The sequence below is a fragment of the Rhizobium sp. CB3171 genome (genome assembly GCF_029714265.1).
GTDB lineage: Bacteria > Pseudomonadota > Alphaproteobacteria > Rhizobiales > Rhizobiaceae > Rhizobium.
On the sequence record NZ_CP121652.1, the window covers coordinates 2,935,001 to 2,958,409 of the forward strand.

General features: G+C 60.7%; 23 protein-coding genes (1 of these 23 running past the window's edge). 7 read left to right on the plus strand and 16 right to left on the minus strand.

All coding sequences use genetic code 11. The annotated features are described in order from the left end of the window. Positions 1-1,801, plus strand: the 3' portion of a protein-coding gene (locus QA648_RS14255; RefSeq protein ID WP_104824469.1) for a M23 family metallopeptidase. Its footprint begins 149 nt before the window's first position; only the last 1,801 of its 1,950 coding nucleotides appear in the window; its start codon lies off the left edge, out of view; the stop codon is at positions 1,799-1,801. Between the two features lie 167 nt (positions 1,802-1,968). On the opposite strand, the gene clpB is transcribed toward QA648_RS14255, so the two are convergent. Further along, entirely contained in the window at positions 1,969-4,569 is a 2,601-nt protein-coding gene (clpB, locus tag QA648_RS14260; protein ID WP_283047613.1) for an ATP-dependent chaperone ClpB, read from the minus strand. Between the two features lie 285 nt (positions 4,570-4,854). Between clpB and QA648_RS14265 the strand changes: the two genes are divergently transcribed. Further along, on the plus strand, positions 4,855-5,355 hold the full coding sequence (locus QA648_RS14265; protein WP_104824471.1) for a GNAT family N-acetyltransferase: 501 nt from the start codon (positions 4,855-4,857) through the stop codon (positions 5,353-5,355). Between the two features lie 167 nt (positions 5,356-5,522). Here the strand turns inward: QA648_RS14265 and QA648_RS14270 are convergent, their stop codons facing one another. The 5 genes from QA648_RS14270 to QA648_RS14290 form a co-directional block, all read right to left on the minus strand. Beyond that, complete coding sequence (locus QA648_RS14270) at positions 5,523-6,203, minus strand: DUF4167 domain-containing protein (RefSeq protein WP_283047615.1); 681 nt, start codon at positions 6,201-6,203, stop codon at positions 5,523-5,525. Between the two features lie 346 nt (positions 6,204-6,549). After that, positions 6,550-7,425, minus strand: coding sequence for a peptide chain release factor N(5)-glutamine methyltransferase (prmC, locus tag QA648_RS14275; RefSeq protein WP_283047617.1), 876 nt, complete (start codon positions 7,423-7,425; stop codon positions 6,550-6,552). After that, entirely contained in the window at positions 7,422-8,501 is a 1,080-nt protein-coding gene (prfA, locus tag QA648_RS14280) for a peptide chain release factor 1 (protein ID WP_283047619.1), read from the minus strand. Before prfA ends, prmC begins: the two co-directional genes overlap by 4 nt. A 32-nt stretch (positions 8,502-8,533) precedes the next feature. Beyond that, the gene (ptsP, locus tag QA648_RS14285; protein WP_104824475.1) at positions 8,534-10,801 is read right to left on the minus strand and encodes a phosphoenolpyruvate--protein phosphotransferase; all 2,268 of its coding nucleotides are present in this window, start codon (positions 10,799-10,801) and stop codon (positions 8,534-8,536) included. Positions 10,802-10,899: 98 nt separating this feature from the next. After that, entirely contained in the window at positions 10,900-12,174 is a 1,275-nt protein-coding gene (locus QA648_RS14290; protein ID WP_283047621.1) for an aspartate kinase, read from the minus strand. Between the two features lie 335 nt (positions 12,175-12,509). On the opposite strand from QA648_RS14290, the gene QA648_RS14295 reads away from it, so the two are divergent. The 4 genes from QA648_RS14295 to ubiG all read left to right on the plus strand — a co-directional run bounded on the left by QA648_RS14295 (position 12,510) and on the right by ubiG (position 15,920). Beyond that, on the plus strand, positions 12,510-13,127 hold the full coding sequence (locus QA648_RS14295) for a TetR/AcrR family transcriptional regulator (RefSeq protein ID WP_283047624.1): 618 nt from the start codon (positions 12,510-12,512) through the stop codon (positions 13,125-13,127). An 82-nt stretch (positions 13,128-13,209) separates the two neighbouring features. Then, positions 13,210-14,454: a YbfB/YjiJ family MFS transporter gene (locus tag QA648_RS14300; protein ID WP_283047627.1), complete on the plus strand. Its 1,245-nt coding sequence runs from the start codon at positions 13,210-13,212 to the stop codon at positions 14,452-14,454. Between the two features lie 87 nt (positions 14,455-14,541). Beyond that, positions 14,542-15,039, plus strand: coding sequence for a cytochrome b/b6 domain-containing protein (locus QA648_RS14305; RefSeq protein WP_283047629.1), 498 nt, complete (start codon positions 14,542-14,544; stop codon positions 15,037-15,039). A 134-nt stretch (positions 15,040-15,173) separates the two neighbouring features. Continuing rightward, positions 15,174-15,920 (plus strand): bifunctional 2-polyprenyl-6-hydroxyphenol methylase/3-demethylubiquinol 3-O-methyltransferase UbiG, encoded by a 747-nt coding sequence (ubiG, locus tag QA648_RS14310; RefSeq protein WP_283047632.1) that lies wholly within the window; start codon positions 15,174-15,176, stop codon positions 15,918-15,920. A gap of 34 nt (positions 15,921-15,954) precedes the next feature. Here ubiG and QA648_RS14315 read toward each other — a convergent pair whose 3' ends face one another. The 5 genes from QA648_RS14315 to QA648_RS14335 are packed head-to-tail and all read right to left on the minus strand — an operon-like array spanning position 15,955 to position 18,910. Beyond that, positions 15,955-16,539: a DUF3291 domain-containing protein gene (locus QA648_RS14315; protein ID WP_283047634.1), complete on the minus strand. Its 585-nt coding sequence runs from the start codon at positions 16,537-16,539 to the stop codon at positions 15,955-15,957. Next, positions 16,539-16,967: a DUF1178 family protein gene (locus QA648_RS14320; RefSeq protein WP_283047636.1), complete on the minus strand. Its 429-nt coding sequence runs from the start codon at positions 16,965-16,967 to the stop codon at positions 16,539-16,541. The genes QA648_RS14315 and QA648_RS14320 overlap by 1 nt, the downstream gene beginning before the upstream one ends. Next, complete coding sequence (locus tag QA648_RS14325) at positions 16,964-17,821, minus strand: carbon-nitrogen hydrolase family protein (protein ID WP_283047637.1); 858 nt, start codon at positions 17,819-17,821, stop codon at positions 16,964-16,966. The genes QA648_RS14320 and QA648_RS14325 overlap by 4 nt, the downstream gene beginning before the upstream one ends. Positions 17,822-17,844: 23 nt before the next feature. Continuing rightward, positions 17,845-18,102, minus strand: a complete 258-nt coding sequence (gene grxC, locus QA648_RS14330) for a glutaredoxin 3 (protein WP_104824484.1) — start codon at positions 18,100-18,102, stop codon at positions 17,845-17,847. A gap of 31 nt (positions 18,103-18,133) precedes the next feature. Further along, complete coding sequence (locus QA648_RS14335; RefSeq protein ID WP_283047639.1) at positions 18,134-18,910, minus strand: ComF family protein; 777 nt, start codon at positions 18,908-18,910, stop codon at positions 18,134-18,136. A 95-nt stretch (positions 18,911-19,005) separates the two neighbouring features. On the opposite strand from QA648_RS14335, the gene QA648_RS14340 reads away from it, so the two are divergent. Continuing rightward, positions 19,006-19,890, plus strand: coding sequence for a methyltransferase domain-containing protein (locus tag QA648_RS14340; protein WP_283047640.1), 885 nt, complete (start codon positions 19,006-19,008; stop codon positions 19,888-19,890). Between the two features lie 37 nt (positions 19,891-19,927). Here QA648_RS14340 and QA648_RS14345 read toward each other — a convergent pair whose 3' ends face one another. From QA648_RS14345 to argJ, 5 genes are all read right to left on the minus strand, one after another. Continuing rightward, the gene (locus QA648_RS14345) at positions 19,928-20,104 is read right to left on the minus strand and encodes a Flp family type IVb pilin (RefSeq protein ID WP_104824487.1); all 177 of its coding nucleotides are present in this window, start codon (positions 20,102-20,104) and stop codon (positions 19,928-19,930) included. Positions 20,105-20,181: 77 nt separating this feature from the next. Next, positions 20,182-20,496 carry a hypothetical protein gene (locus tag QA648_RS14350; RefSeq protein ID WP_028754944.1) on the minus strand — a complete coding sequence of 105 codons (315 nt, stop codon included), beginning with the start codon at positions 20,494-20,496 and terminating at the stop codon, positions 20,182-20,184. Between the two features lie 396 nt (positions 20,497-20,892). Beyond that, a complete protein-coding gene (gene mutT, locus QA648_RS14355) occupies positions 20,893-21,306 on the minus strand; it encodes an 8-oxo-dGTP diphosphatase MutT (protein WP_104824488.1) in 414 nt (137 codons plus the stop codon). Continuing rightward, positions 21,303-22,112, minus strand: coding sequence for a GNAT family N-acetyltransferase (locus QA648_RS14360; protein WP_283047642.1), 810 nt, complete (start codon positions 22,110-22,112; stop codon positions 21,303-21,305). Before QA648_RS14360 ends, mutT begins: the two co-directional genes overlap by 4 nt. After that, positions 22,093-23,334, minus strand: a complete 1,242-nt coding sequence (gene argJ / locus QA648_RS14365; RefSeq protein ID WP_283047643.1) for a bifunctional glutamate N-acetyltransferase/amino-acid acetyltransferase ArgJ — start codon at positions 23,332-23,334, stop codon at positions 22,093-22,095. The genes QA648_RS14360 and argJ overlap by 20 nt, the downstream gene beginning before the upstream one ends. Positions 23,335-23,409 lie beyond the last annotated feature (75 nt).

The following is a 23,409-nucleotide window of genomic DNA, read 5'->3' on the forward strand; positions in this document are numbered from 1 at the left end:
CGTTGCCCTGTTTGCGGCCCTAGACGGGCGCCAGCAACTCGCCATACCCGCCGAAGCCTATGCAACAACAGACAGCGGCAACCACGACAGCGCAGAGGACCAGGTGACGCGCGGCGGCCGTCTTGTGCCCACCGCGATCGCGTCCAAGCCTTCCGACCGGAATATCCTGGAAGTCTCGACGGTCGTGCGTGACGGCGACAAGGAAGTGGTGCGTCGCCAGCCTTTCGCGCATGTAAAGATCGCGCTCGCCACCAACCGCGTCGCTCCAGAGAACTATCCCGCCTTCGACCCGCTGGCGATCTTTTCCGCCGATGAGAATATCCCGCCGGCCGCCAACCGCACCGGCGCGATTTATGGTTCCGATGTGGAATCTGAGGTCAGCCTCAAGACCGTGCCGTTTCCGGCCAAGGATGTGCCCTTCCCGCTTGCCGGTTCGATGTCGCTCGATGAAGTCGAGGCGAATGTGCGCTCCAACGGCTCCGTGCTGGTTGATGACAATACCCAGCTTTCCGCGCTCTATTACGTTGATCCGCGCCGTTTTGCGACTGACGATACCGATGTCGACCTGACGGCGGGGCTTGCGGCCCGCGTCGTCGAAGAAAACATGTCGGTATCCTCTCCCGAAGCGGTCACGCCGCAGACCCAGGAATTCGCCGACGACATCATCCCGGTGCGCGAGGATACGCCGATCGGGACGGTACTCGCCAATGCCGGCTACCTGAAAGCGGATGCCGACAACATTACGGCCAAGATCGAGCCGCTGTTCGGCTCGTCCGATCTTTCCGCCGGCGACGTGCTGCGCATCGGAATTCTGCAGAAAGGCGAGCACGCGAAGATCATTCGCGCCAGCATCTATCGCGGTACCAAGCATGTCCTGACCATCGCCGAAAATGATCATGGCGATTTCGTCGCCGGCAGCGAGCCGCCGATGCTCGATGCTATCGCCACCGCCTTCGACAATGACGCACCGGCAGCAGCCGCCGGCCGGGACCTGCCGAGCGTCTATGACGGCGTGTATCGTGCCGCCCTCTCCTATGGCATGACCAGGGAAATGGTGGCGCAGATCATCAAACTGCTCGCCAGCAACGTTGATTTCCAGGCACAGTTGAAGCCGACGGATTCGCTCGAAGCCTTCTTCTCCGTTGCCGACGAAAACGGCCAGGCAAGCGCTGATTCCGAATTGCTCTACGTCAACGCCAAATTCGGCGACACTGTCACCCGCTTCTATCGTTTCGAAGATCCGGCCGATCACTCGATCGATTATTTCGACGAAAACGGCAAGAGCATCCGTCAATTCCTGCTGCGCAATCCCGTCCCGACCGGCATCTTCAAATCCGGCTTCGGCATGCGACGCCACCCGATCCTCGGGTTTGCGCGCATGCACACCGGCGCCGATTGGGCCGCACCGCGCGGCACCCCGATCATCGCCGCCGGCAACGGGGTCGTTGAAAAGGCCGGCTGGGATTCCGGCGGCTTCGGCAACCAGACATTGATCCGCCACGCCAACGGCTATGTCTCCTCCTACAACCACCAAAGCGCAATAGCCAAAGGCATCGTACCGGGCGCGAAGGTGGTACAGGGCCAGGTCATCGGCTTCATCGGTTCGACCGGTCTCGCAACCGGGCCGCACCTGCATTACGAGCTGATCGTCAACGGCACCAAGGTCGATCCCTTGCGCGTCCGCCTGCCCGGCGGCAAGTCCTTGGACGGCGAGGCGCTCGCCAAATTCGAGGACGAGCGCAAGCGTATCGACACGCTCCTGAGTGACGAGAAATCGAATCAGGTCGCAAGCAAGGATTGATCCTTAACCGCCCTTCGGCCATCGCGATGGCAACCGGGAATTTCAAGTGACGCTGCGTCTCAGCAGACCAATCAGCTCACCAACGGCATCGTCCGCGGCCTTGTCTCAAAAACGAAATGGCGACCCGAAAGCCGCCATCTCATGAGTTTATATTCTGAAGCAGCCGCTTACGCCGCTTCGCTGACCGCCTGGCGTGCTCGGAAGAGCAATCGGTCGGAGCCACTGGTGACCTTGACCACCGATCCATCCGGCACTTGACCCGAGAGGATTTGTTCGGCGAGCGGGTCCTGGACATATTTCTGGATCACGCGCTTCAGCGGCCGTGCGCCGTAAACCGGATCGTACCCCTTGTTAGCGAGCCAATTGCGGGCATCGTCGTCGAGCTCAAGCGCGATCTTGCGCTCCGACAACAGCTTCAAGAGCCGCTCCAGTTGGATGTTGACGATCGCCCCCATCTCTTCGCGCTTCAGGCGATGGAACAGGATGATCTCGTCGACTCGGTTCAGGAACTCCGGCCGGAAATGCGACCGCACCACATCCATCACCTGCTCGCGCACCAGGTCGCTGTCATCCCCTTCCTTCAATTGGGTCAGGTATTCGGCGCCGAGGTTCGAGGTCATGATGATCATGGTATTGCGGAAATCGACCGTGCGGCCCTGGCCGTCCGTCAAGCGCCCGTCGTCCAGAACCTGGAGCAGGACGTTGAAGACATCGGGATGCGCCTTCTCGATCTCGTCGAACAGCACGACCTGATAGGGCCGGCGGCGGACGGATTCGGTCAGCGCGCCGCCCTCCTCATAGCCCACATAGCCGGGAGGAGCGCCGATCAGCCGGGCAACGGAGTGCTTCTCCATGTACTCAGACATATCCATGCGCACCATCGCCGTCTCGTCGTCGAAGAGGAAGCGGGCAAGCGCCTTGGTAAGCTCCGTCTTGCCGACGCCGGTCGGGCCGAGGAAGATGAACGAGCCGATGGGCCTGTTCGGATCTTGCAGACCCGCACGCGAGCGGCGAACGGCGCGCGATACCGCCTGAACGGCATCGCCCTGCCCGACGACCCACTTCGCCAGTTCGTCTTCCATCCTAAGCAGCTTGTCGCGTTCACCTTCCAGCATCTTGTCCACGGGAATCCCGGTCCAACGGGAGACGACATGGGCGATATTGTCGGCGGTGACGACTTCCTGCACCATGGAATCGCGACCTCCGTCCTGCTCTTCGGCAGCCTGGAGATCCTTCTCCAGGTTCGGGATCACGCCATAGGCAAGCTCGCCGGCGCGCTGGAATTCACCCTTGCGCTGGGCGATTGCCAGTTCGTTGCGGGCTTCGTCGAGCTTTTTCTTCAGATCGGCGGCAAGGCCCAGCTTCTGCTTTTCGGCCTGCCAGCGTGCGGTCAGCGCATCGGCCTCCTCTTCAAGCGTAGCCAGGTCGGTCTCCAGCCGCTTCAGCCGGTCGGCCGAGGACTGGTCGGTCTCCTTCTTCAGCGCTTCGCGCTCGATCTTGAGCTGGATGATGCGGCGATCGAGTTCGTCGAGTTCTTCGGGCTTCGAATCCACCTGCATGCGCAGGCGCGCGGCGGCTTCGTCCATCAGGTCGATGGCCTTGTCCGGCAGGAAGCGGTCGGTGATATAGCGGTTCGACAAGGTTGCGGCGGCCACCAGGGCGGCATCGGCGATGCGGACCTTGTGATGCTGCTCGTATTTTTCCTTCAGGCCACGCAGGATCGAGATCGTGTCTTCGACCGTCGGCTCTTCGACCATGACCGGCTGGAAACGACGGGCAAGCGCCGGATCCTTCTCGACATGCTTGCGGTACTCATCGAGCGTGGTCGCGCCGACGCAATGCAGCTCGCCGCGGGCAAGCGCGGGCTTCAAGAGGTTCGACGCATCCATGGCACCATCGGCCTTGCCGGCACCGACCAAGGTATGCATCTCGTCGATGAAGAGGATGATCTCGCCGTTTTCCGACTGCACCTCGTTGAGCACGGCCTTCAGCCGCTCTTCGAATTCACCACGGAACTTCGCACCGGCAATCAACGCGCCCATGTCGAGCGCCATCAGCTTCTTGTCCTTCAGCGATTCAGGCACATCGCCGTTGACGATGCGCAACGCCAGGCCTTCGACGATCGCCGTCTTGCCGACGCCGGGTTCGCCGATCAGAACCGGATTATTCTTTGTGCGGCGAGAGAGGACCTGGATGGTGCGGCGGATTTCGTCGTCGCGGCCGATCACCGGATCGAGCTTGCCCTCGCGAGCCTCGCCAGTGAGGTCGCGGGCATATTTCTTCAAGGAGTCGAAGCCCTGTTCCGCATTGGCGGAATCAGCGGTGCGGCCCTTGCGAATGTCATTGATGACCTGATTGAGCCCGAGGGGTGTAACGCCGGCCTTCTTCAAAGCGGCTGACGTCGATGCCGAAGGCTCCATCGCCAAGGCCTGCAACAGGCGTTCGACGGTGACGAAACTATCGCCGGCCTTCTTTGCGGCATCTTCGGCCGTGGTGAACACCTTGGCGAGCGGCTGAGAAAGGTAAACCTGGCCATCGCCACCGGACACTTTCGGCAATTTGGCAAGTGCTGCGTCATTGGCAAGACGCGCGGCCTTGGCATCGCCTCCGGCACGTTCGATCAACGACGCAGCCATGCCCTGGTCGTCGTCCAGAAGCACCTTCAGCACATGTTCGGGAGTGAATTGCTGGTGACCCTGCGCCAGCGCATTGGTCTGCGCGGATTGCAAAAAGCCACGCACCCGCTCGGAGTATTTTTCAATATTCATATCGGACCTCCATGAATCGCCCTGCCCTTAATGGCGCAGACCGATGACTGAGATTGAGCCCCCTGAAAAGGCAGACCCCGCCCGCCGCTTATTGGGATTTGCGGCGAAGCAACTGGGAAGAATATGGGAGGAGATTTGAAAAGTTTAAAGGGCAGCAGAAATGAAAAAGCCCGCACTCATCCCCGCTACTAACCCCGCCAACTTGCCTTTTGGAAAAGCCTGAGTGAATTTCGCATGCCGAGCATTTTTCAGAAGAGGTACGTCTAACACCTGGGGGACAAGTTGATGGAAATCCGCACGATAAATTCCTTGGCCGATTTCGAAGAAGCACACGCGCTTATCGATGCCATGAGTAAATGGGACGCGGAACAGTCTCGTAAGTTCGGGGTGCCAGATTCCGAGCTGATCGAATATATCTATGGGCACACACCCGAAACCCTGATGAAAAAGTTCAACGACCGCGATGCGGGTTTCTTTCTGGCGCGCATGGGCGAAAGCATTGCAGGGTGTGCCGGCTACTCGAAATCAGATGACGGCATTGCAGAACTGCAGAAAATGTATGTTCGCCCGGAGGCACGCGGCAAAGGCGTTGCAAGGAGCCTGATGACGGCCTGCTTGGCCGCGATCCGCAATGATGGATACACGACTGTGCGTCTGGAGACGGTGACGTTTATGAGCGAGGCCATAGCCTTGTACGATGCCTTTGGCTTTAAAAGAAGCGGCCACTTCCGCTCGGTTCCACCGAGCCTGCAGCCCATTACCATCTTCATGGAAAGACAAATCTAACGGATAGCGTCCTCGCAGAGGATGCGGGGCAAGGCCGACCGGTAGCGCAAAACAAAAAAACAGTCGCAAAGTCGAGGTTCTGCGACCGACTTTGCGACTGTTGGTATTCCACATTTTGATTAGGGGCTGGGACTGATGTCGCAGCCACCTGTTCATTCAAGCAGTTCTTATTCCGAGGCAGCGTCTGCCAAAGCCGGCGCATCGCTCGGAGCGGCTTCGCCCTTGCCTTCGCCATCGGCGCTGCGGCGCGGCTGGCGGCGGGGGCGGTTGCCGGCGTTGCGGCGGCGCGGCTGGCGCTCGGTGGCAGCGGCAGGCGTCTCTTCTTCGATCGCCACCTCGGCCGGAATGCCTTCGATCACCGGCTGCGGGCCGGTGCCATCGATGACTTCCGGCTCGGGAGCTGGAGCCGCGGCAACGGCGGGGGCAGGCTGCTGACGCGCCTGAGGCTGAGCCATCTGCGGCTGGTCGTCCATCTCGTTCGCATCGATGTCATCGATGTCGCGATCGGCGTTGTCACGATCGTTGTAGTTATGATGCTCATCGCGCTGATAGCGCTCCTGCATCTGCGCCTGGGCGCTGGCAATGATCCGATTATAGTGTTCAGCGTGCTGGAGATAGTTTTCCGCCATGACGCGGTCGCCGGAGCTTTGCGCATCGCGGGCGAGAGCTGAATACTTCTCGGCAATATGCTGCGCGGTTCCGCGGATTTTCACATCTGGACCGGAGCTGTCGTAAGTCCTGGTCAGCGGGTTCGAGCCCTTGCGGTTGAAATTATTGTTATTGTTATTTCCGCCGCCGCCGTTGTTGCCACGCCCCCGACCGCGCTTGTTCTGCTGTCCTGGCCTCATAGATCCTTCACCTGAATTCTCTTCGTTGGGATGAAATTATGCACGGCACCTGCCGCCGTGGCCGGAACCTTCCAAGCCAGGGCCTGCGTGCCGCAAGCAAACCGCGCCTTAAGCGCCCGTCTGCCGCTCGACTACGTCAGATTAACTGATCACGCATTGGGTTATCTTCAACCTTTGACACTCTTATCAGAGAGTGGATCCCCGAGGCTGTCCAAGAGAGGCGAATCGTCTCGCCTATTCCCAGCCGCCCAACGCGTGAGCGCAACCTATATTGCTTCCTCAGGAAATCCAAGCCTTTTCTTTGCGATAACAACAAGGTCCCTTGGACCTGCAGCAAATTGTCGCGTCAATCTTGATGTTTAAACACGAGAACTCGGTCGTTATGACCGTAGTCCCGAACTGCGTCGATTAGGAAAAATCCTGCTCCTTCAAAAACCGAAGTCACCGTTTTGCGCTGATCATGACCGATTTCAACTCCGACAATACCATCTCGGTGTAGAAACCGCGCCGCATCCTTTGCGATTGCTCTGTATGCATCGAGCCCATCTAGGCCACCGTCGAGAGCTGCCGGAGGATCGAAATTCTTTACTTCTGGAGCGAGGGTGGAAATAATCCTGGACTCAATATAGGGCGGATTTGAGACAATCACGTGAAATCGACCGTGGATGGCTTCAAACCAACTTCCCTGCACAGTTTCAAACCGTGTTGCCAAGCCATTACGCGCTGCATTCGCCCGCGCCGTTTCCAAAGCTTCGCCAGAAATATCGGAACCTATGCCTGTCGCCTGCGGACATTCGTGGAGCAAAGCGAGGCAGATGGCCCCGGTTCCCGTTCCGATGTCGAGTATATGGATATTCCCGAGCTCTAATGCAAGACGTCGCGCATACGGAAGTACGGTATCGACCAAGATTTCCGTATCGGGCCGCGGCTCGAGCGTTGCCGGCGAGAGCTTCAACGGCAGGCCGTAGAATTCCCGTTCGCCCAGGATACGATGCACCGGCTCGTGATTGAGCCGCCGCACCACCGCCGCCCGCGCCGTTTCCACGCGATCCGGTGCCACCCTCTCGGAACCGCGGGTGACGAGCTCGGTCGACGAAAGATCGAGAAGGCCGCCGACGAGGATGCGCGCCTCGGTGGCGGGATCATCGAGATCGGCCTCGATAAACCGGGCACGCACCTCCTGGAAAAGCTCAGCGACGGTCGGCCCCTGCCCGCTCGTCATGCCTGTTCGCCGAGCTGGGCGAGCTGGCTCGCCTGATAATCCGCCAGAAGCGCGTCGACCACCTCGTCGATCTCGCCCTCCATCATGCGATCGAGCTTATAGAGTGTCAGGTTGATGCGGTGGTCAGTGACGCGGCCCTGCGGGAAATTATAGGTGCGGATGCGCTCGGAGCGGTCGCCGGAACCGACCTGGCTCTTGCGGTCGGCGGACCTTTCGCTGTCGGCGCGCTGGCGCTCCATGTCGAAGAGGCGCGACCGCAGCACCTGCATCGCCTTGGCGCGGTTTTGATGCTGCGATTTTTCCGAACTCGTCACCACGATCCCCGAGGGAAGATGGGTGATGCGCACCGCCGAGTCCGTCGTGTTGACGTGCTGGCCGCCGGCACCGGAGGAGCGCATGGTATCGATGCGGATATCCTCGGGACGGATTTCAATGTCGATTTCCTCGGCCTCCGGCAGCACGGCCACGGTCGCCGCCGATGTATGGATGCGACCGCCCGCCTCGGTTTCCGGAACACGCTGAACGCGATGCACGCCGGATTCGAATTTGAGCCGCGAGAATACGCCCTTGCCGCTAATCGTCGCGATGATTTCCTTATAGCCGCCTGCTTCACCTTCGCTGGCCGAGAGAATTTCGACCTTCCAGCCATTGTTCGCCGCGAAGCGCTCATACATTCGGAAGAGATCGCCGGCGAAAAGGGCTGCTTCGGAACCGCCAGTGCCGGCGCGAATTTCCAGGATCGCGCTCTTCTCATCGGCGGCATCCTTCGGCAGCAGCAGGATCTGGATGTCTTTCTCCAGCATCTCAATCCGCTCCTTGACCTCCGGCAGTTCCATCTCGGCAAGATCCCGCATCTCGCGGTCGACCGACTTGTCGGCAAGCATGGTTTCGAGATCCGAAGCCTCGGCGATCGCCTTCTCGTAGTCGCGGATCTTGGTGACGACCGGCTGCAATTCGGAATATTCAGAAGCAAGCTTCACATAGACGTCCGCTGACGGCCCCGCCGACATACGCGCTTCGATCTCGCCGAAACGGCGCTCCAATTCGCGCATTTTTTCAATGGGAAGATTCGCCACCCCACGCTCCGATTCTTCTTATTCGTTCTGTTCTACAATGGAATATTGTGGCTCTCGGCGAAGCGGGCAAGGATATCGCGCATAGAGGTTGTCGGACGCGTGTCGTTCAGCGCCTCTTCCATCACCTCGGTCAATGCCTGGAGGTCGAGACCCAGCAGCATCGCCTTGACCGGACCGATGGATGCCGGCGACATCGACACCGAGCGGAAACCGACGCCCAGCAGCGCCATGGCCGAAATCGTCTTGCCGGCAAGTTCGCCGCAAAGCGTCACCGGCGTCTTGTTGCGCTCGCCGGCACGCACGATGTCCCGCAAGATGCGCAGGAACGGGCGTCCAAGCGGATCGAAACGGTCCGCGACGCGTGCATTGCCGCGATCGACCGCCATCGAAAACTGGAAGAGATCGTTGGAGCCGACCGAGACGAAGTCGACCGCCGCCATCAGCTCGTCCAACTGCCACAACAGCGCCGGCACCTCCAGCATCGCGCCGAACTGCAGCTTCCGCGGCAAGCTATGGCCGAAGCGCGACAGATGCTGCACTTCCTTCTGCACGAGCTCGCGCACCGCTTCGATCTCGGAAACTTCCGTGACCATCGGCACCATCATCTTCAATTCGCTATCAGCGGCCGCCTTCAGCATGGCGCGCAACTGCGTGCGCAGCAGGCCGGGCCGATCGAGCGACAGGCGAATGGCGCGCCAGCCGAGCGCCGGATTCTCTTCCTCATGGGCGCGGAAATAGGGCACGACCTTGTCGCCGCCGATATCGAGCGTCCTGAAAGTGACGACGTGGCCACCCGCCTGCTTCATGACATTGCGGTAGAAAGCTTCCTGCTCCTCCGCTTTCGGCATGGTCGACGCGATCATGAACTGCAATTCGGTACGGAAGAGGCCGATGCCTTCCGCGCCGGATTCGGCAAGCTGCGGCAGGTCGACCAGCAGACCGGCATTCATCAGCAGCGAAATGCGCTGCCCGTCCTTGGTAACCGGCTCGACCGAACGCAGCGCCCGGAACTGCTCCTGCCGGCGGGCGCGGAAGCGCACCTTTTCCTCGTAGGAGCGCTGGTGATCGGCCATCGGCCGCAGATGCACATGGCCGCCATCGCCGTCGATGATGACGGGATCGCCGTTTTCGGCAAGCGCCACCACCCCTGCCGCTTGGCCGACGACCGGGATGCCCATGGCGCGGGCGACGATGACGACATGGCTGGTGACGGCGCCCTCTTCCAGCACCAGACCGCGAATATTGGCGCGGGGATAGTCAAGCAGCTCGGCGGCACCCATGGCGCGCGCAAAGATGATCGCATCGTTCGGGAAACCCTCGGCCGCGGTGCGGCCGGAATAGCCGATCAACTGCCTGAGCAGCCGGTTCGCCAGATCCTCGAAGTCATGCATGCGCTCGCGCAGATAAGGATCGGTCAGGCGCATCATCCGCGCCTTGGTATCGCTCTGCACCTTCTCGACCGCGGCTTCCGCGGTCAGGCCGTTGCGGACGGCCTCTTCCAGCTTGCGCACCCAGCCCTGGTCGTGGGCAAACATGCGGTAGGTTTCCAGCACCTCGCGATGCTCGCCTTCCATCGAAACGTCACGGCGCGACAGCATGTCGTCAATCGAGATGCGCAGGGAGCCAAGCGCATCCGCGAGACGGCGGATTTCTTTCTCGGTATCCTCGTTCAGGAGATTGGTGACGACGATGCGTGGCTCGTGCAGCACGACATAGCCGAGGCCGATGCCTTCATTATAGCTATCGCCGTCGATGGTGACGGAGCGGGTGAGATCGAGTTCGAGGCCCGGCTTGGTGATCTTCTTCAGCTCACCGGTGGCGATCATTTCCGCCAGCACCATCGCCGTCGTTTCGAGCGCTTCGAGCTCCTCTTCGCGATAGTTGCGGCTCGCCTTGTTCTGGACGACGAGAACGCCGAGCGAGCGGCCCGTGCGCAGGATCGGCACACCGAGGAAGGAGTGGTAGACCTCTTCACCGGTTTCCGGCAGGTAGCGGAAGGCGGGATGCGACTGCGCGTCGGAAAGATTGAGCGGTTGAGCGGAAGCGGCGATCGTGCCGACGAGACCTTGGCCCATCTTCAGTTGCGACAGGTGGACGGCTTCTTTTTTCAGACCTTCAGTGGCGTAAAGCTCGAGCACACCATCGGCGCGCAACACGTACACCGAGCAGACTTCCGCGACCATGTTGCTGGCGATCTGGCGGACGATCCGGTCAAGACGCTCTTGCGGCTCCAGCGGCTCCGCCATGAGTTCGCGCAGCCGCTTGAGCAGAACGCGTGGACCGCCGGATAGGTCTCTCATTGCGTCTCTAGCTCCTGAATCAAGATATTGCCAGACTTGCCCACGTCAGGGCCGGCCGAAACTCGCCTCCGTTGCGGTCCGTCGTCAGCAGTCCTGAATCAACTCTTATCCAGACCGTAGCAGGAATGCAAAGTCCTGACTGCCAGTTCTGCATAAGGACCGTCGATTAGGATGGAAATCTTGATTTCCGACGTCGTAATAGCCTTGATGTTGATGCCTTTTTCGGCAAGTGCCCGGAAAGCGGTCGCAGCAACGCCAGCGTGCGAACGCATGCCAATGCCGATGACCGAGACTTTGACGAGACCTGATTCGTTCTGGATAACGTCGTAGCCAATCTTGTCCTTGTTTTCGCCGAGAACGCGCAACGCCTTTTCGACATCGCCCGAAGGAACCGTGAAGGTCATATCGGTCTTGGAACCGTCCTCGGAGATGTTCTGAACGATCATGTCGACGTTGATGTGGCTTTCGGCCAACGGCCCGAAGATCGCAGCGGAGACGCCCGGCCGGTCGGCAAGACGGCGCAGCGAGATCTGGGCTTCATCCTTGGCATAGGCAATGCCGGTGACTACTTCCTGTTCCACGATTTCTTCCTCGTCACAAATCAGCGTTCCGGGCGGGTTGAGCAGATCGCCCATGCCCGGAGCATCGGGATCTTCGAAAGAGGAGCGCACAAAGGTGCGAACCTTAAAGACCATGGCCAGCTCGACCGAGCGCACCTGCAGCACCTTGGCGCCGAGCGAGGCCATTTCCAGCATTTCTTCGAAGGCGATCTTCTTCAGACGCCGCGCCTTCGGCTCGATGCGCGGGTCGGTCGTGTAGACGCCATCGACATCGGTATAGATATCGCAGCGATCAGCCTTCACGGCCGCGGCGATCGCCACCGCCGATGTATCGGAACCGCCGCGACCGAGCGTCGAAACCCGATTGTCGGGCCCCAGACCCTGGAAGCCGGCAATGACGGCTACCTGGCCCTCTTGCATGCGGCGGACCATCTCGCTGCCGTCGATTTCGAGAATGCGCGCCGCGCCATGGGCGTTGTCGGTGCGGATCGGGATCTGCCAGCCCTGCCAGGAGCGGGCATTGATGCCCATCGCCTGCAGCGCGATCGCTAGCAGTCCGGAGGTCACCTGCTCGCCGGAAGCGACGACAGCATCATATTCGCGAGCATCATAGATCGAGTGGTCGGCACCGGCGACCTTGGGCGTGTTCTGCACCCAGCCGACCAGTTCGTTGGTCTTGCCGGACATTGCGGAAACGACGACTGCGACCTCGTGGCCCGCATCGACCTCGCGTTTTACATGGCGGGCGACATTCTTGATACGGTCCAGATCCGCGACGGATGTCCCGCCGAATTTCATCACGATACGTGCCATGTGCCTCTACCAGTACCAGCGCCGGGCGGTCGAAATGGTGTAGGCCCGGCATGCAAAATCGCCCTTCCGGTCCATTAGCCGGAAAAGCCTGATCCCAATGGGGGCGTCTCTTAACGAGTTTGGCGGGCGGGTGCAATAGTGCGGGTCAGTCGGCTTTCACGCCTTCGCACTTAATAGTTCACCTTCAGGCTCGACTAGAGCCTGTTGAGGAGCTCACCCTCCTCGGTAATGCAGGATGACTGATCCACTTGTCATTTTAGAGCGTATGCTCTATATCCCGTTCTGGAGCAAGCGCTCCAGAATTATTCGACCGCGAGCAGATTGCGAGAACTCCGATGGCGAGACCCCGGCAATTCGATGAGGATAACGTTCTGGAAGCGGCCGGCGAGGTATTCTGGTCGAAGGGTTACGAGGCAACCTCGACTCGCGATCTGACCGACCGCATGGGGTTGACGCATGCGAGCCTCTACAATGCTTTTGGTGACAAGCGCGGCCTCTATCTGAGGGCACTGAAGCACTATCTCGACCGGAACCTGCATGCCCGCATCGCACGGATGGAGGCAGCCTATTCGCCGGGCTTTAGCATTGTCGGCTACTTCCAGGAAGTCGTCGAGCGTTCCCTTGCCGATACCGAACATCGCGGCTGCATGCTGGTCAACACGACCCTGGAGGCGCGTTCCGACGATCCGGAAATGCGGCGTGTCGTTGCCGACGAGACGGCCGAGATCGAAGCCTTTTTTCTTCGTTCAATCATCGCCGCCCAGAAAAACGGTGAAATTCCCGCAAACCTGCCGCCGGAGGACGTCGCCAAACTGCTGCTCTCCGTACAGTTCGGTTTGCGCGCCCTTGTCCGCGTCCGTCCCGAGCGCGAATTGCTGGACGGCATCCTGCGGCCGGCAATGGCCATGCTGACCTTGCCCTGGCCGCTGCCTGGAAGCAATCCGGATGGATAAGCCTCCTCCATAACCCCCCTCTTTAGGAAACATCGAAACCGGAGGCGGCAAAGCCCGCTCCGAACAGGGAAGCTTTTGCGCCATGTCCGCCCCCTTACGTCATTCGAGCCAGTCTCTTTCCACTACCGAGCCAGCGTCCCTTACCGCAGGCGCCTGGTATGCCACCATCGCCGGCCTCTGCGGCAGCCTCGTCGCCATCGGTCTCGCCCGCTTCGCCTATACGCCGCTCATCCCGCCGCTCATTAGCGCGCACTGGTTTTCGGCTGGCGATACGGTGACGCTCGGCGCTGCCAATTTTGCCGGATACCTCGCCGGTGCGTTGCTCGGGCGGCCATTAGCTGCCGGCCTTGGTAATCGTCTGGCGCTACGGCTACTGATGGTCGCCGCGACGGCCGCCTTTTTCGCCTGTGCCTTCCCAGTTTCCGTCACCTGGTTCTTTGCCTGGCGTTTCCTCTCCGGTCTTGCCGGCGGCGCCATCATGGTGCTCGTCGCGACCAGCATCCTGCCGCACATTCCGGTCGCCCGCCGCGGCTTTGTCAGCGGCATGATTTTCCTCGGCCTCGGTCTCGGCATCGCCGCCTCGGGTACCCTGGTGCCCGCATTGCTGCGTCTCGGTCTTCGCGAAACCTGGATCGGCCTGGGCGTCCTTTCGCTCATCCTGACCGCCGTCAGTTGGTTCGGTTGGCCTGCGACCAATCCGCCGCTGCCGGCTTCACATGCTGCGACCCACCATCATCCCGCCGCAAAGACTGAATGGTCGCTGCGCATCCTCTATGGCCAATATGCCGCCAATGCCCTCGGCCTCGTGCCCGTCATGGTTCTGCTGGTCGACTATATCGCTCGCGGTCTCGGCCGCGGTGCCGATATCGGCGCGGCCTGCTGGGTGCTCTATGGCGTTGCCGCCATCACCGGTCCGGTCCTGACCGGCTATGCGGCCGACCGCATCGGCTTCGCCTCCGCCTATCGCGGCGCTCTCCTGCTTCAGGCGGTCGGCGATGCCATTCTGGCGGCATCCGGCAATCCCTGGCTGGTCGGCTTTGCCACGGTGCTGCTCGGCGTCTTTACGCCAGGCATCGTACCCTTGGTGCTCGGCCGCATCCACGAAATCCTGCCGCACAGCCATGTCGCCCAACGCGCAGCCTGGAGCCGGGCAACGACGGCTTTCGCTCTTTGCCAGGCGCTCGGCGGCTATGGCTATTCCTATCTCTTCATCCATACCGGCGAAGATTACAGCATCATCTTCCTTTGCGGTGCGGTAGCACTCGTCCTTGCTTTGCTGGCTGACGTCTTGAACGGCGTGAAACGTCGCAAAAACCGGGCACAATGAAAAATTGAACCTGGCAATGCCTGCTTCAGGCCCATGTCAGACAGGAAAAGGATAGTCCGCGCACGTTAACTTCAGAGAGCAACTTTCATGACTTCAAATCGTGCCCTTGGCTATTCCACCATTCAAATCTCATTGCATTGGATCATTGCCGCATTGGTTCTGTTTCAGCTCCTGTTTGGAGAGAGCATGACCACGGTAGTCGATGCGCAGGCAACGGGTGCCAAAGTTTCGTCGGCGGACGTGTCGATGGGTACGGCGCATTATTGGGTGGGAATCACAGTTCTATTGCTCGTTCTTCTGCGCCTTGTCTTGCGCGTCGTGTTCGGAACGCCCAAGCCTGCCGGCGCCTCCGCGCTGTTGGTAAAGCTTGCTGCTGCGGCGCATTGGCTATTCTACGCGCTTCTGCTGCTCGTTCCTCTGACAGGCCTGCTCGCCTATTATTTCTCCGATCCCTTTGGCGATATTCATGGCCTGGGCAAGCCCGCATTCATCATCCTCATCGGCCTGCATGCCGCCGGCGCCCTCTACCATCAGTTTCTGCTGAAAGATGGAACGCTGCGCCGCATGCTCGTTCCAGCGCGCTGACGATAGCGGCCCATAGCCGCTGAGACAGTCCGACCCTTGACATCGGCTTCCGATCGTCCGACTTCACATCTACCAGGGTGTCACCTGCATAATTGTGCAGGCAGGTGACGCAGCGTAGACCAAGGAGCGAGACCATGACCGAAGCGGCGAAAAGCACGATCGACCAGAGCGAAGTGGATCGCTTTTCCGCAATGGCGGCGGAATGGTGGAGCCCGACCGGCAAGTTCAAGCCGCTGCACAAGTTCAATCCGGTGCGGCTCGCCTATATCCGCGACCATGCCTGCGAGAATTTCGGCCGCGACCCGAAGAGCGCTCGGCCGCTGGAGGGCCTGCGCGTGCTCGATATCGGCTGCGGCGGCGGATTGCTCTCGGAGCCCGTGGCACGCATGGGCGCCTCGGTCGTCGGCGCCGACCCTTCCGAAAAGAACATCGGCATCGCCTCAACACATGCGAAAGCCTCCGGCGTTCCCGTCGACTATCGCGCCGTCACCGCCGAACAACTGGCCGAAGCCGACGAGACCTTCGATATCGTGCTGAACATGGAAGTGGTCGAGCATGTTGCCGATGTCGAATTTTTTCTCTCGACCTGCGCCAAGATGGTGCGCCCCGGCGGCCTGATGTTCGTTGCCACCATCAACCGAACCATGAAGGCGGCGGCGCTCGCCATCTTCGCTGCCGAAAACGTCCTGCGCTGGCTGCCGCGCGGCACGCATCAATATGAGAAGCTTGTCCGCCCGGAAGAGATCGAAAAACCGCTCGCCGCAAACGGACTCGACATCATCGCCCGCACCGGCGTCTTCTATTCGCCGCTGCAGGACCGATGGAACCTGTCGAAGGACATGGATGTGAACTACATGCTGCTGGCGAAGCGGGCGGGGTGAAATCGTCTTCTCGCCGGAAGCTGGGAGTTTTGCGTTAGGCTTTCAGCGCCAGGACATGCGCCAGCAAATCACTCTGGCGCTCAGCATTTTTCGCCGCGATCTCCTTCACTCTGCCGCGATCGATCGTCGCCGTGTGACCATCGGCAAGGTAGGGCTGCTTGAACGAAAAGGCGGCCGCACTCGGCCCTTCGTCGTGAAGCCGCTCCAGCCGCTCGACTCCATCCTTCCATTCCGGAAAGACGTCGGCATCCACCCACCATAGCACCAGCGGCGGCCAATCTTGTTTCACGTTCCAGTGCCGCGCATGCTTCAGCGCATCGGCGTGGACGCCGTTGTAGCTGAAAGCCATCAGGGATTCGATATCGGTCCAAAGAGACAGGGAAGACGGGGCCGTCGTAAAGCCACTGCCTTCGATGAAGCGTGGGAAAACCTGCCTGCCCCAGCATGCCGGTCCCGGGTCGCCATCGTAGCCGGAGCGGCCGATAAAGCCATGGGCGCGCGCGGCGGCATCAAAGTTTGCCGCTTCCCGCAGGCGAAATCCTTCGACCGCGGGGCTGTTATAGGGCGCGACATGCAGCCCGAAATTATACATTGCGAGATGTTTGCCGTGCTGCGGCATCAGTTGATATCGTCCGGCAATACCGGGATAGCGGCGATCTCGATGCCCTCTTCGACCAGCGACTGCGCCTCGTCCGGCGTCGCCTTGCCGATAATGCCCTTCGCATCCGCCTCGCCGTAGTGGATCTTGCGGGCCTCTTCCGGGAATTTCGTGCCGACGTCCTCGGCATTCGCCTTGATGGCGTCGACGGCCTCCTTGAGTTTGTTCAAGGCTTCCTTGCGCGCAGTGTCCATGGCAAGCGTCTGCACCTCCTCCTTCTTGCGCGCGGTGGAAACCGACGGCGCCATCAGAAGTTTGGAGATCGCACCCGAATTGCAGACGGGGCAGGTCAGGAAACCGCTTGCGACCTGACGGTCGAAGTCGGCGCTTTCCGAAAACCAGCCCTCGAACTCATGGGCACTGTCACATCTCAGCGAATAACGGATCAAGCAGCGACGCCTCCAGCCGCCGGCGTCGCGATCTTCTCCAGCGAGAATTCGCGCGCATTCTTTAGATTGGGGATTTTGTCGTGGGCGGATTTGACAGCGGCGACGTCGATCTCGGCGATGACAACTGCCTCGCCCGTGCCTCCAGCCGATGCCAGTATCTTGCCCCAGGGGTCGATGATCATCGAGTGGCCAAAGGTCTCGCGGCCATCCTCATGCAATCCCGCCTGGGCGGCGGCAATGACGAACATGCCGTTTTCGATAGCGCGCGCCCTGAGCAGGATTTCCCAATGCGCCTCGCCTGTCTGTCTGGTGAAGGCGGCCGGCACCGTCATCACTTCGGCGCCGGCAACGGCCTGGGCGCGGAAGAGCTGCGGGAAGCGCACGTCGTAGCAGATGGAGAAACCGAGCTCGGCAAAGGGCAGCGACACGATGCGCGCCTCTGAGCCGGGACGATAGACCGCGCTTTCGCGCCAGCTCTCGCCATTGTCGAGATCGACGTCGAACATGTGGATCTTGTCGTAACGGCTGAGCAGCTTGCCGTCGGGGCCGAAGAGAAAGCCGCGATTGGCGATCTTGCCATCATCGAGCGCGATCGCGGTCGAGCCGACATGCACGTAGATGCCAAGCTCCTGGGCCAGCTCCGCGGCCGTCTTGACGATGATATCATCGGCTTCGTCACGCAGCACCGCCCGCAGGCCCGGCCGATCCTTCTGCACCGCCCCGGTCATTTCCGGCGTCTGCACATAGACGGCGCCTTTTGCCGATGCCTCGCGGACCAGCCGCGCCATGTCGGCGGCGTTTTTCACCGGATCGACACCGGAGCACATCTGAATGGCGGCGGCTTTGAAGGTCATCATTTTCTCCCGTTTGACTTGGTTCAGGCAGCGAGCAGCGGATCGAGCTTGCCGGCCCGGTCGAGCGCATGAATATCGTCGCATCCGCCGACATGCTCGCCATTGATGAAGATCTGCGGAAAGGTCGAACGACCCTTGGCCTTCGAAATCATCTCCTGGCGTAGCTCGGGCGAATAGGTGGCATTGTGCTCAACGTAGTCGACGCCCTTGGAATCGAGCAGCGATTTTGCCCGGGCGCAATAGCCGCAGAATTCACGCGTATAGATGACAACGGATGCCATGCTTCACTCCAGAAAAAAGACAGGGTTACTGTCATATAAGATCACCGACAGCCCTTGCAAAGGTCAAAACCGTCACGTCAGCCGCACCGGCTTTTTTCAGCACTTTCGTCGCCGCCGCAACCGTTGCGCCGGTCGTATAGACGTCATCGATCAGCACGATGCGACGACCGAAGACATCGCCGGCACGGCCTTCGGGGATGGCGAAAGCGCCACGCACATTGTCCTGGCGTGCCCTCGCCCCGAGACCGACCTGCTGGGTCGTCCGCTTGACGCGCAACAGTGTCGCGGCAAGGAGCGGTTTGCCCGAAAGCCGCGCCAAGTGGCGGGCAAGTTCCGCCGCCTGATTATATTTGCGCGAAAATAGCCGTGCCCGATGCAGCGGCACCGGAATGATGGCATCACAGGCGGCGACCGTGCCGTCACTGGCGCGCAGCATCCAACCGGCCATCATCGGCGCCAGATCGGTGCGGTCTCGATATTTCAATCCGAGCACAAGATCGCGAACCACCCCGTCGTGAATGGCAGCCGAGCGCAACCGGTCGAACACCGGCGGATCGGCGATCGCCTCGGCGCTCAAAATCCCCGTGCCGAGATCATGCGAAAACGGACTGCCCAGCACCTCGCAATAGGGCCGCTCGATGAAGCGGATGCCGGACCAGCAGGCGGGGCAAAGGCTGCGATGCGCGCCCGTCGACGTGCCGCAGCCGGCGCAAGCCGGCGGATAGATGAGATCGGCCAGCGCCGACCACGGCTTTATCAAGCCGGCCCGCAGCATCGATACCGTGATTTCGCGTCCCATCATCCCCATATGGTTGACACTAGCTTTTTCCCGGCGCCTTTGCGAAGGAAAACGCGCGTGGCCGCTCGGCCCCATCAATGAAATAGTGATCGCAGGAAACCGTCATGGAAATCGTCTTCGACCAATCGTTGCTCGCCGCCCGCAGGCGTCGCGCGCTTGCCCAGGGGGACCAAAAGGCGGCTTTCCTGCTGGAGATCGCCGCCCGCGAACTGGCGGAACGGCTTGCTGTCATCGAACGGCATTTCAACGAGGCGGTCGAACTGCACGGCGCAACCGGGATTGCCGCGCGTGAAGCCATGGCGACCGGCAAGATCGGCCATCTCAGGCGCATCGAAAGCGAGACGGGCTTTGCTGCCCATGGCGAAGAGCTGATCCAAGCACCATTGGAGGAAGTGCCGCTGGAGGCGGACTCGGTAAACCTCGTGCTATCGCCGCTCAGCCTGCATATCACCAACGATACGCCGGGCGTCTTCATCCAGATCCGCCGCGCGCTGAAGGCCGACGGCCTGTTTCTGGCCGCGATCCCAGGCTTCGGCACATTGCGGGAACTGCGCGACGTGCTGCTCGCGACCGAGATCGAGCTGACCGGCGGCGCCAGCCCACGCGTCATTCCCTTTGCCGAGGTTCGCGATGTCGGTGGGCTGCTGCAGCGCGCAGGGTTTACCCTGCCTGTGATCGACGCCGAAACCTATACAGTGCGCTACGACAATCTCTTTGCGCTGATGCGCGATTTGCGTGCCATGGGCATGACCAATCCGCTGGCCGACCGCAGCCGCAAGCCGCTGACGCGCGCCTTCTTCCTGCGCGCCGCCGAACTTTATGCCGAACGCTATTCCGATCCCGACGGGAGAATACGGGCGACCTTCTCGATCATCTACGCATCCGGCTGGACGCCGCATGAAAGCCAGCAGAAACCGCTGCAGCCCGGCTCAGCCAAGGCACGGCTTGCCGACGCGCTAAGGGTCGAGGAGCACAAACTGAAACAGTGATCGAATGAGAGCCGGTTCGCTTACCCAGGCGACCCCGTCAATTAGCCGGCGAATTAGTGACCGTGTTGGAGATGTAATTGAACATCGTCGACAGGCTGCCGCCGAAAGCGCCGACGCCGCTGATGATCGCCACCGACATCAGCGCGACGATCAGGCCATATTCGATGACCGTGGCACCGGTCTTGTCACGAAAAAAACGCCGTACGGAACGCATACGCTTCAAACTCCCAACATCTGAAAACGAGCGTATCCGGCGCCTTCATGCACCCAATAGGCTTTACCAGTATAATGTCAGCAACCGCTGTCGGCGCCATAGCCTTGAACGATGCAGACTGAACCGGGCTCCTGCTGCAGCACGCTGCGACGGATCGTGTAACGCTTGCCATTTTCCGTCTGCGGGATGGAGCCGGTAGTAATATTGTCGAAATCGGGCGCACTGGCGAGCACGCTAGACTTGGATTTGTCGGAAAGCATCGGCGTCAGGATAAGCGAAAGCGCGACCGCCGCCGTTCCGAACAGCAAGGCGATATTCAACGCGCCCGTCTTGCGCGACGAGGAATAGGACTGTTCTTTTTCCTGAACAGCTTTCCAGAAATCGTCGTCCATAATGTCAAGCCTTCTTTAACGCACACACCAACCGCTTGATTGAGATCATTCAATGCCAGAAGGTCATAAACGATCCCTTAATATCCACATGTAAATTAGATATGCATTGAGTCGCGGGGCAAGGCTTGACGGGAACCAACTAATTGATATCGCGAAATTAATTTCAATTAACCACGTTTGGTTGGTTGTGATTTTGCAAACAGCAACTGCGGTAACGATCCCGTTATGGGATGAGATCCGCCACGGCTTCCCCCATACCCGCCTTTAGCGTGCCCATGCGAGGGCTTTCGCTACCCTAGCTCACAAAGCTCTTCACACGCGATTTGCCGTCGCCGGAATACACTGAGACAGGTTTACAGGCAAAGGCACCAGAGCGAGCCATCGCTCAGGAAGGCTTTAGAGAAGATCCTGCAGGAACGGGATCAATGGCTCGTCGGCCGGCGGCATCGGATAGTCGCGCAGCGCCTGTGGCCGCACCCATTTGATCGCTTGGCCTTCGCGGCCATGCGCAATGCCCTCATAGCGCCGGCAAATATAAAGAGGCATCAGCAGGTGGAAGGTTTCGTAGGTATGGCTGGCAAAGGTCAGCGGCGCCAGGCAGGCGATCTTCGTCTGGATGCCAAGCTCTTCCTCGAGTTCACGCACGAGCGTCTCTTCGGGCGTCTCGCCTGCCTCGACCTTGCCGCCGGGGAACTCCCAGAGGCCTGCAAGCGATTTTCCCTCCGGCCGCTGCGCCAGAAGAATGCGGCCGTCGGTGTCGATCAGCGCGCAAGCAGCGACGAGAATGATCTTGCGGCCCGCCTCGCTCATGCTTCCCCCGGAGAGCGCCAGTAGCAGTAGCGATAGGCCTCGCGGAAACCAAATCGGGCATAGAGCGCCAGCGCCGGTTCGTTGGAGGCGCCGACCTGAAGCCAGGCAGTCCGGGCGCTGCGCATGCGCGCCCAACGAAGCGCCGACGTCAGGATCTCGATCGCCAATCCCTTGCGCCGGTGCTCGGCCGCCACCGACACCGACATGATGCCGGCGAGGTCGTTATCCTGCACGCAAAGCGTCGTCGCCACCGGTCCGGCCTCGTCATTCTCGATGACGAAAAGGCCCGACGGCGGCTTGATCCCGCTGACCACCTCGGCCAAGGCAGGCTTGAGAGCGAGATCGGCTTTATCCACCAAAAGGCTCGCGTCGACATAGCGGCCGACATCATGGCTGGGCAGATGATCCAGCGTATCCGGCAGTTCGAGATCGATGAGATCGGCGGTCATGACAATGGTTTCTTCGAACCGCGTCCAGCCCTGGCGCTGCAACAGCTCGATCAGCATCGGCGAGGCCAGCGGCGTCTCGCGCACCACCATCGGCCGGCCATAGGCTTCGAACTTGCGCTGCGCCTTCGTCAGCCGGATGTCCAGATCGCGGCAGTCGGAGGGATCGAGCGGCACGACGCAGTTCAGCCGCTTCGACGGATGGCCCGCTGTCAACCGCACCTGCCAACTGCCATCATACTGCACGGACGAGGCAGGCCATGCCCGAAAGCCAACGGCTTCGAGCCTGCGCACCAAAGGCAGCTTGTTCATCGTGGACTGCGCATGCATGGGAACGGTATCAGCTCCGGTAGTCGCCATTGATGGCAACATATTCCTTGGTGAGGTCGCAGGTCCAGACCGTTGCTCGGCCATTGCCAAGTCCAAGGTCGACTTTCACAGGAATATCCTGCTGCTTCATCACGTTGGAGGCTGCCTCCTCGGAATAGGAGGCATCGCGTTCGCCATTGACGGCGACACGGACATCGCCAAACCAGATGGCGAGCTTGTCACGATCGGCCAATTCGCCGGCCTTGCCGACGGCCATCACGACACGGCCCCAATTGGCGTCCTCGCCGGCAGCCGCGGTCTTGACCAGCGGCGAATTGGCGATCGAGAGTGCAATGCGCTTGGCGGCAGCATCATTCTCGGCGCCGGTCACGGTGATCTCGAGCATCTTGGTGGCGCCTTCACCGTCGCGAACGACCTGGATGGCGAGATCCTTCAAAAGCTCGTTCAGTGCCGTGCGGAAAGCGGCAAGCTTGGGATCGTCGGCGCGCTCGATCCGTGCTTGGCCGTCAGCGGCGGCAGCACCGGTGGCGAACAGCATCAGCGTGTCCGATGTCGAGGTGTCGCTGTCCACCGTCATCGAATTGAAGCTCGGATCAACACCTTCGGAAAGCAGCGTCTGCAGTGCGGCGGAGGAAATATCGGCGTCGGTGACGACGAAGGAGAGCATGGTCGCCATGTCGGGCGCGATCATGCCGGCACCCTTGGCGATACCGTTGATGGTGACCTTGACGCCGCCGATCTCGGCACTGCGGGTGGCGACCTTCGGATAGGTATCCGTCGTCATGATCGCCTTCGCGGCCTCGAACCAGAAATCGCTGGTCGCATCCTTCGCCATGGTGTCGAGCACGCCAGCAAATTTGGTCGCGTCCAACGGCTCGCCGATCACGCCCGTCGAGGCAAGGTAAACTTCGTTTTCGCCGCAACCGACGGCAGCAGCCGCTGACTTTGCAGTGAGTTCGGTCGCCTGACGACCCCTAAGGCCGGTGAAAGCATTGGCATTGCCGGAATTGACGACGACGGCGCGGGCGCTGCCGTGCGGCAGGTTCGAGCGGCAGAAATCGACGGGGGCCGAAGGGCACTTCGAGCGGGTGAAGACACCCGCGACGGCAGCCGGCTTGTCGAAAACCATGAGAAGGACGTCTGTCCGGTTCTTGTATTTGATACCGGCGGATGCCGTGGTCATGCGCACGCCACGCAAGGCCGGCATGGACACGAAGGATTTGGGAGCGAGCGGAGAGACGGAACCGGACATGAGACCACCTGAACGAGCATGATGCCGAAAAGTAGGCGGTTTTCGGATGACATCATGTTTGATTCTGGAGCGGAT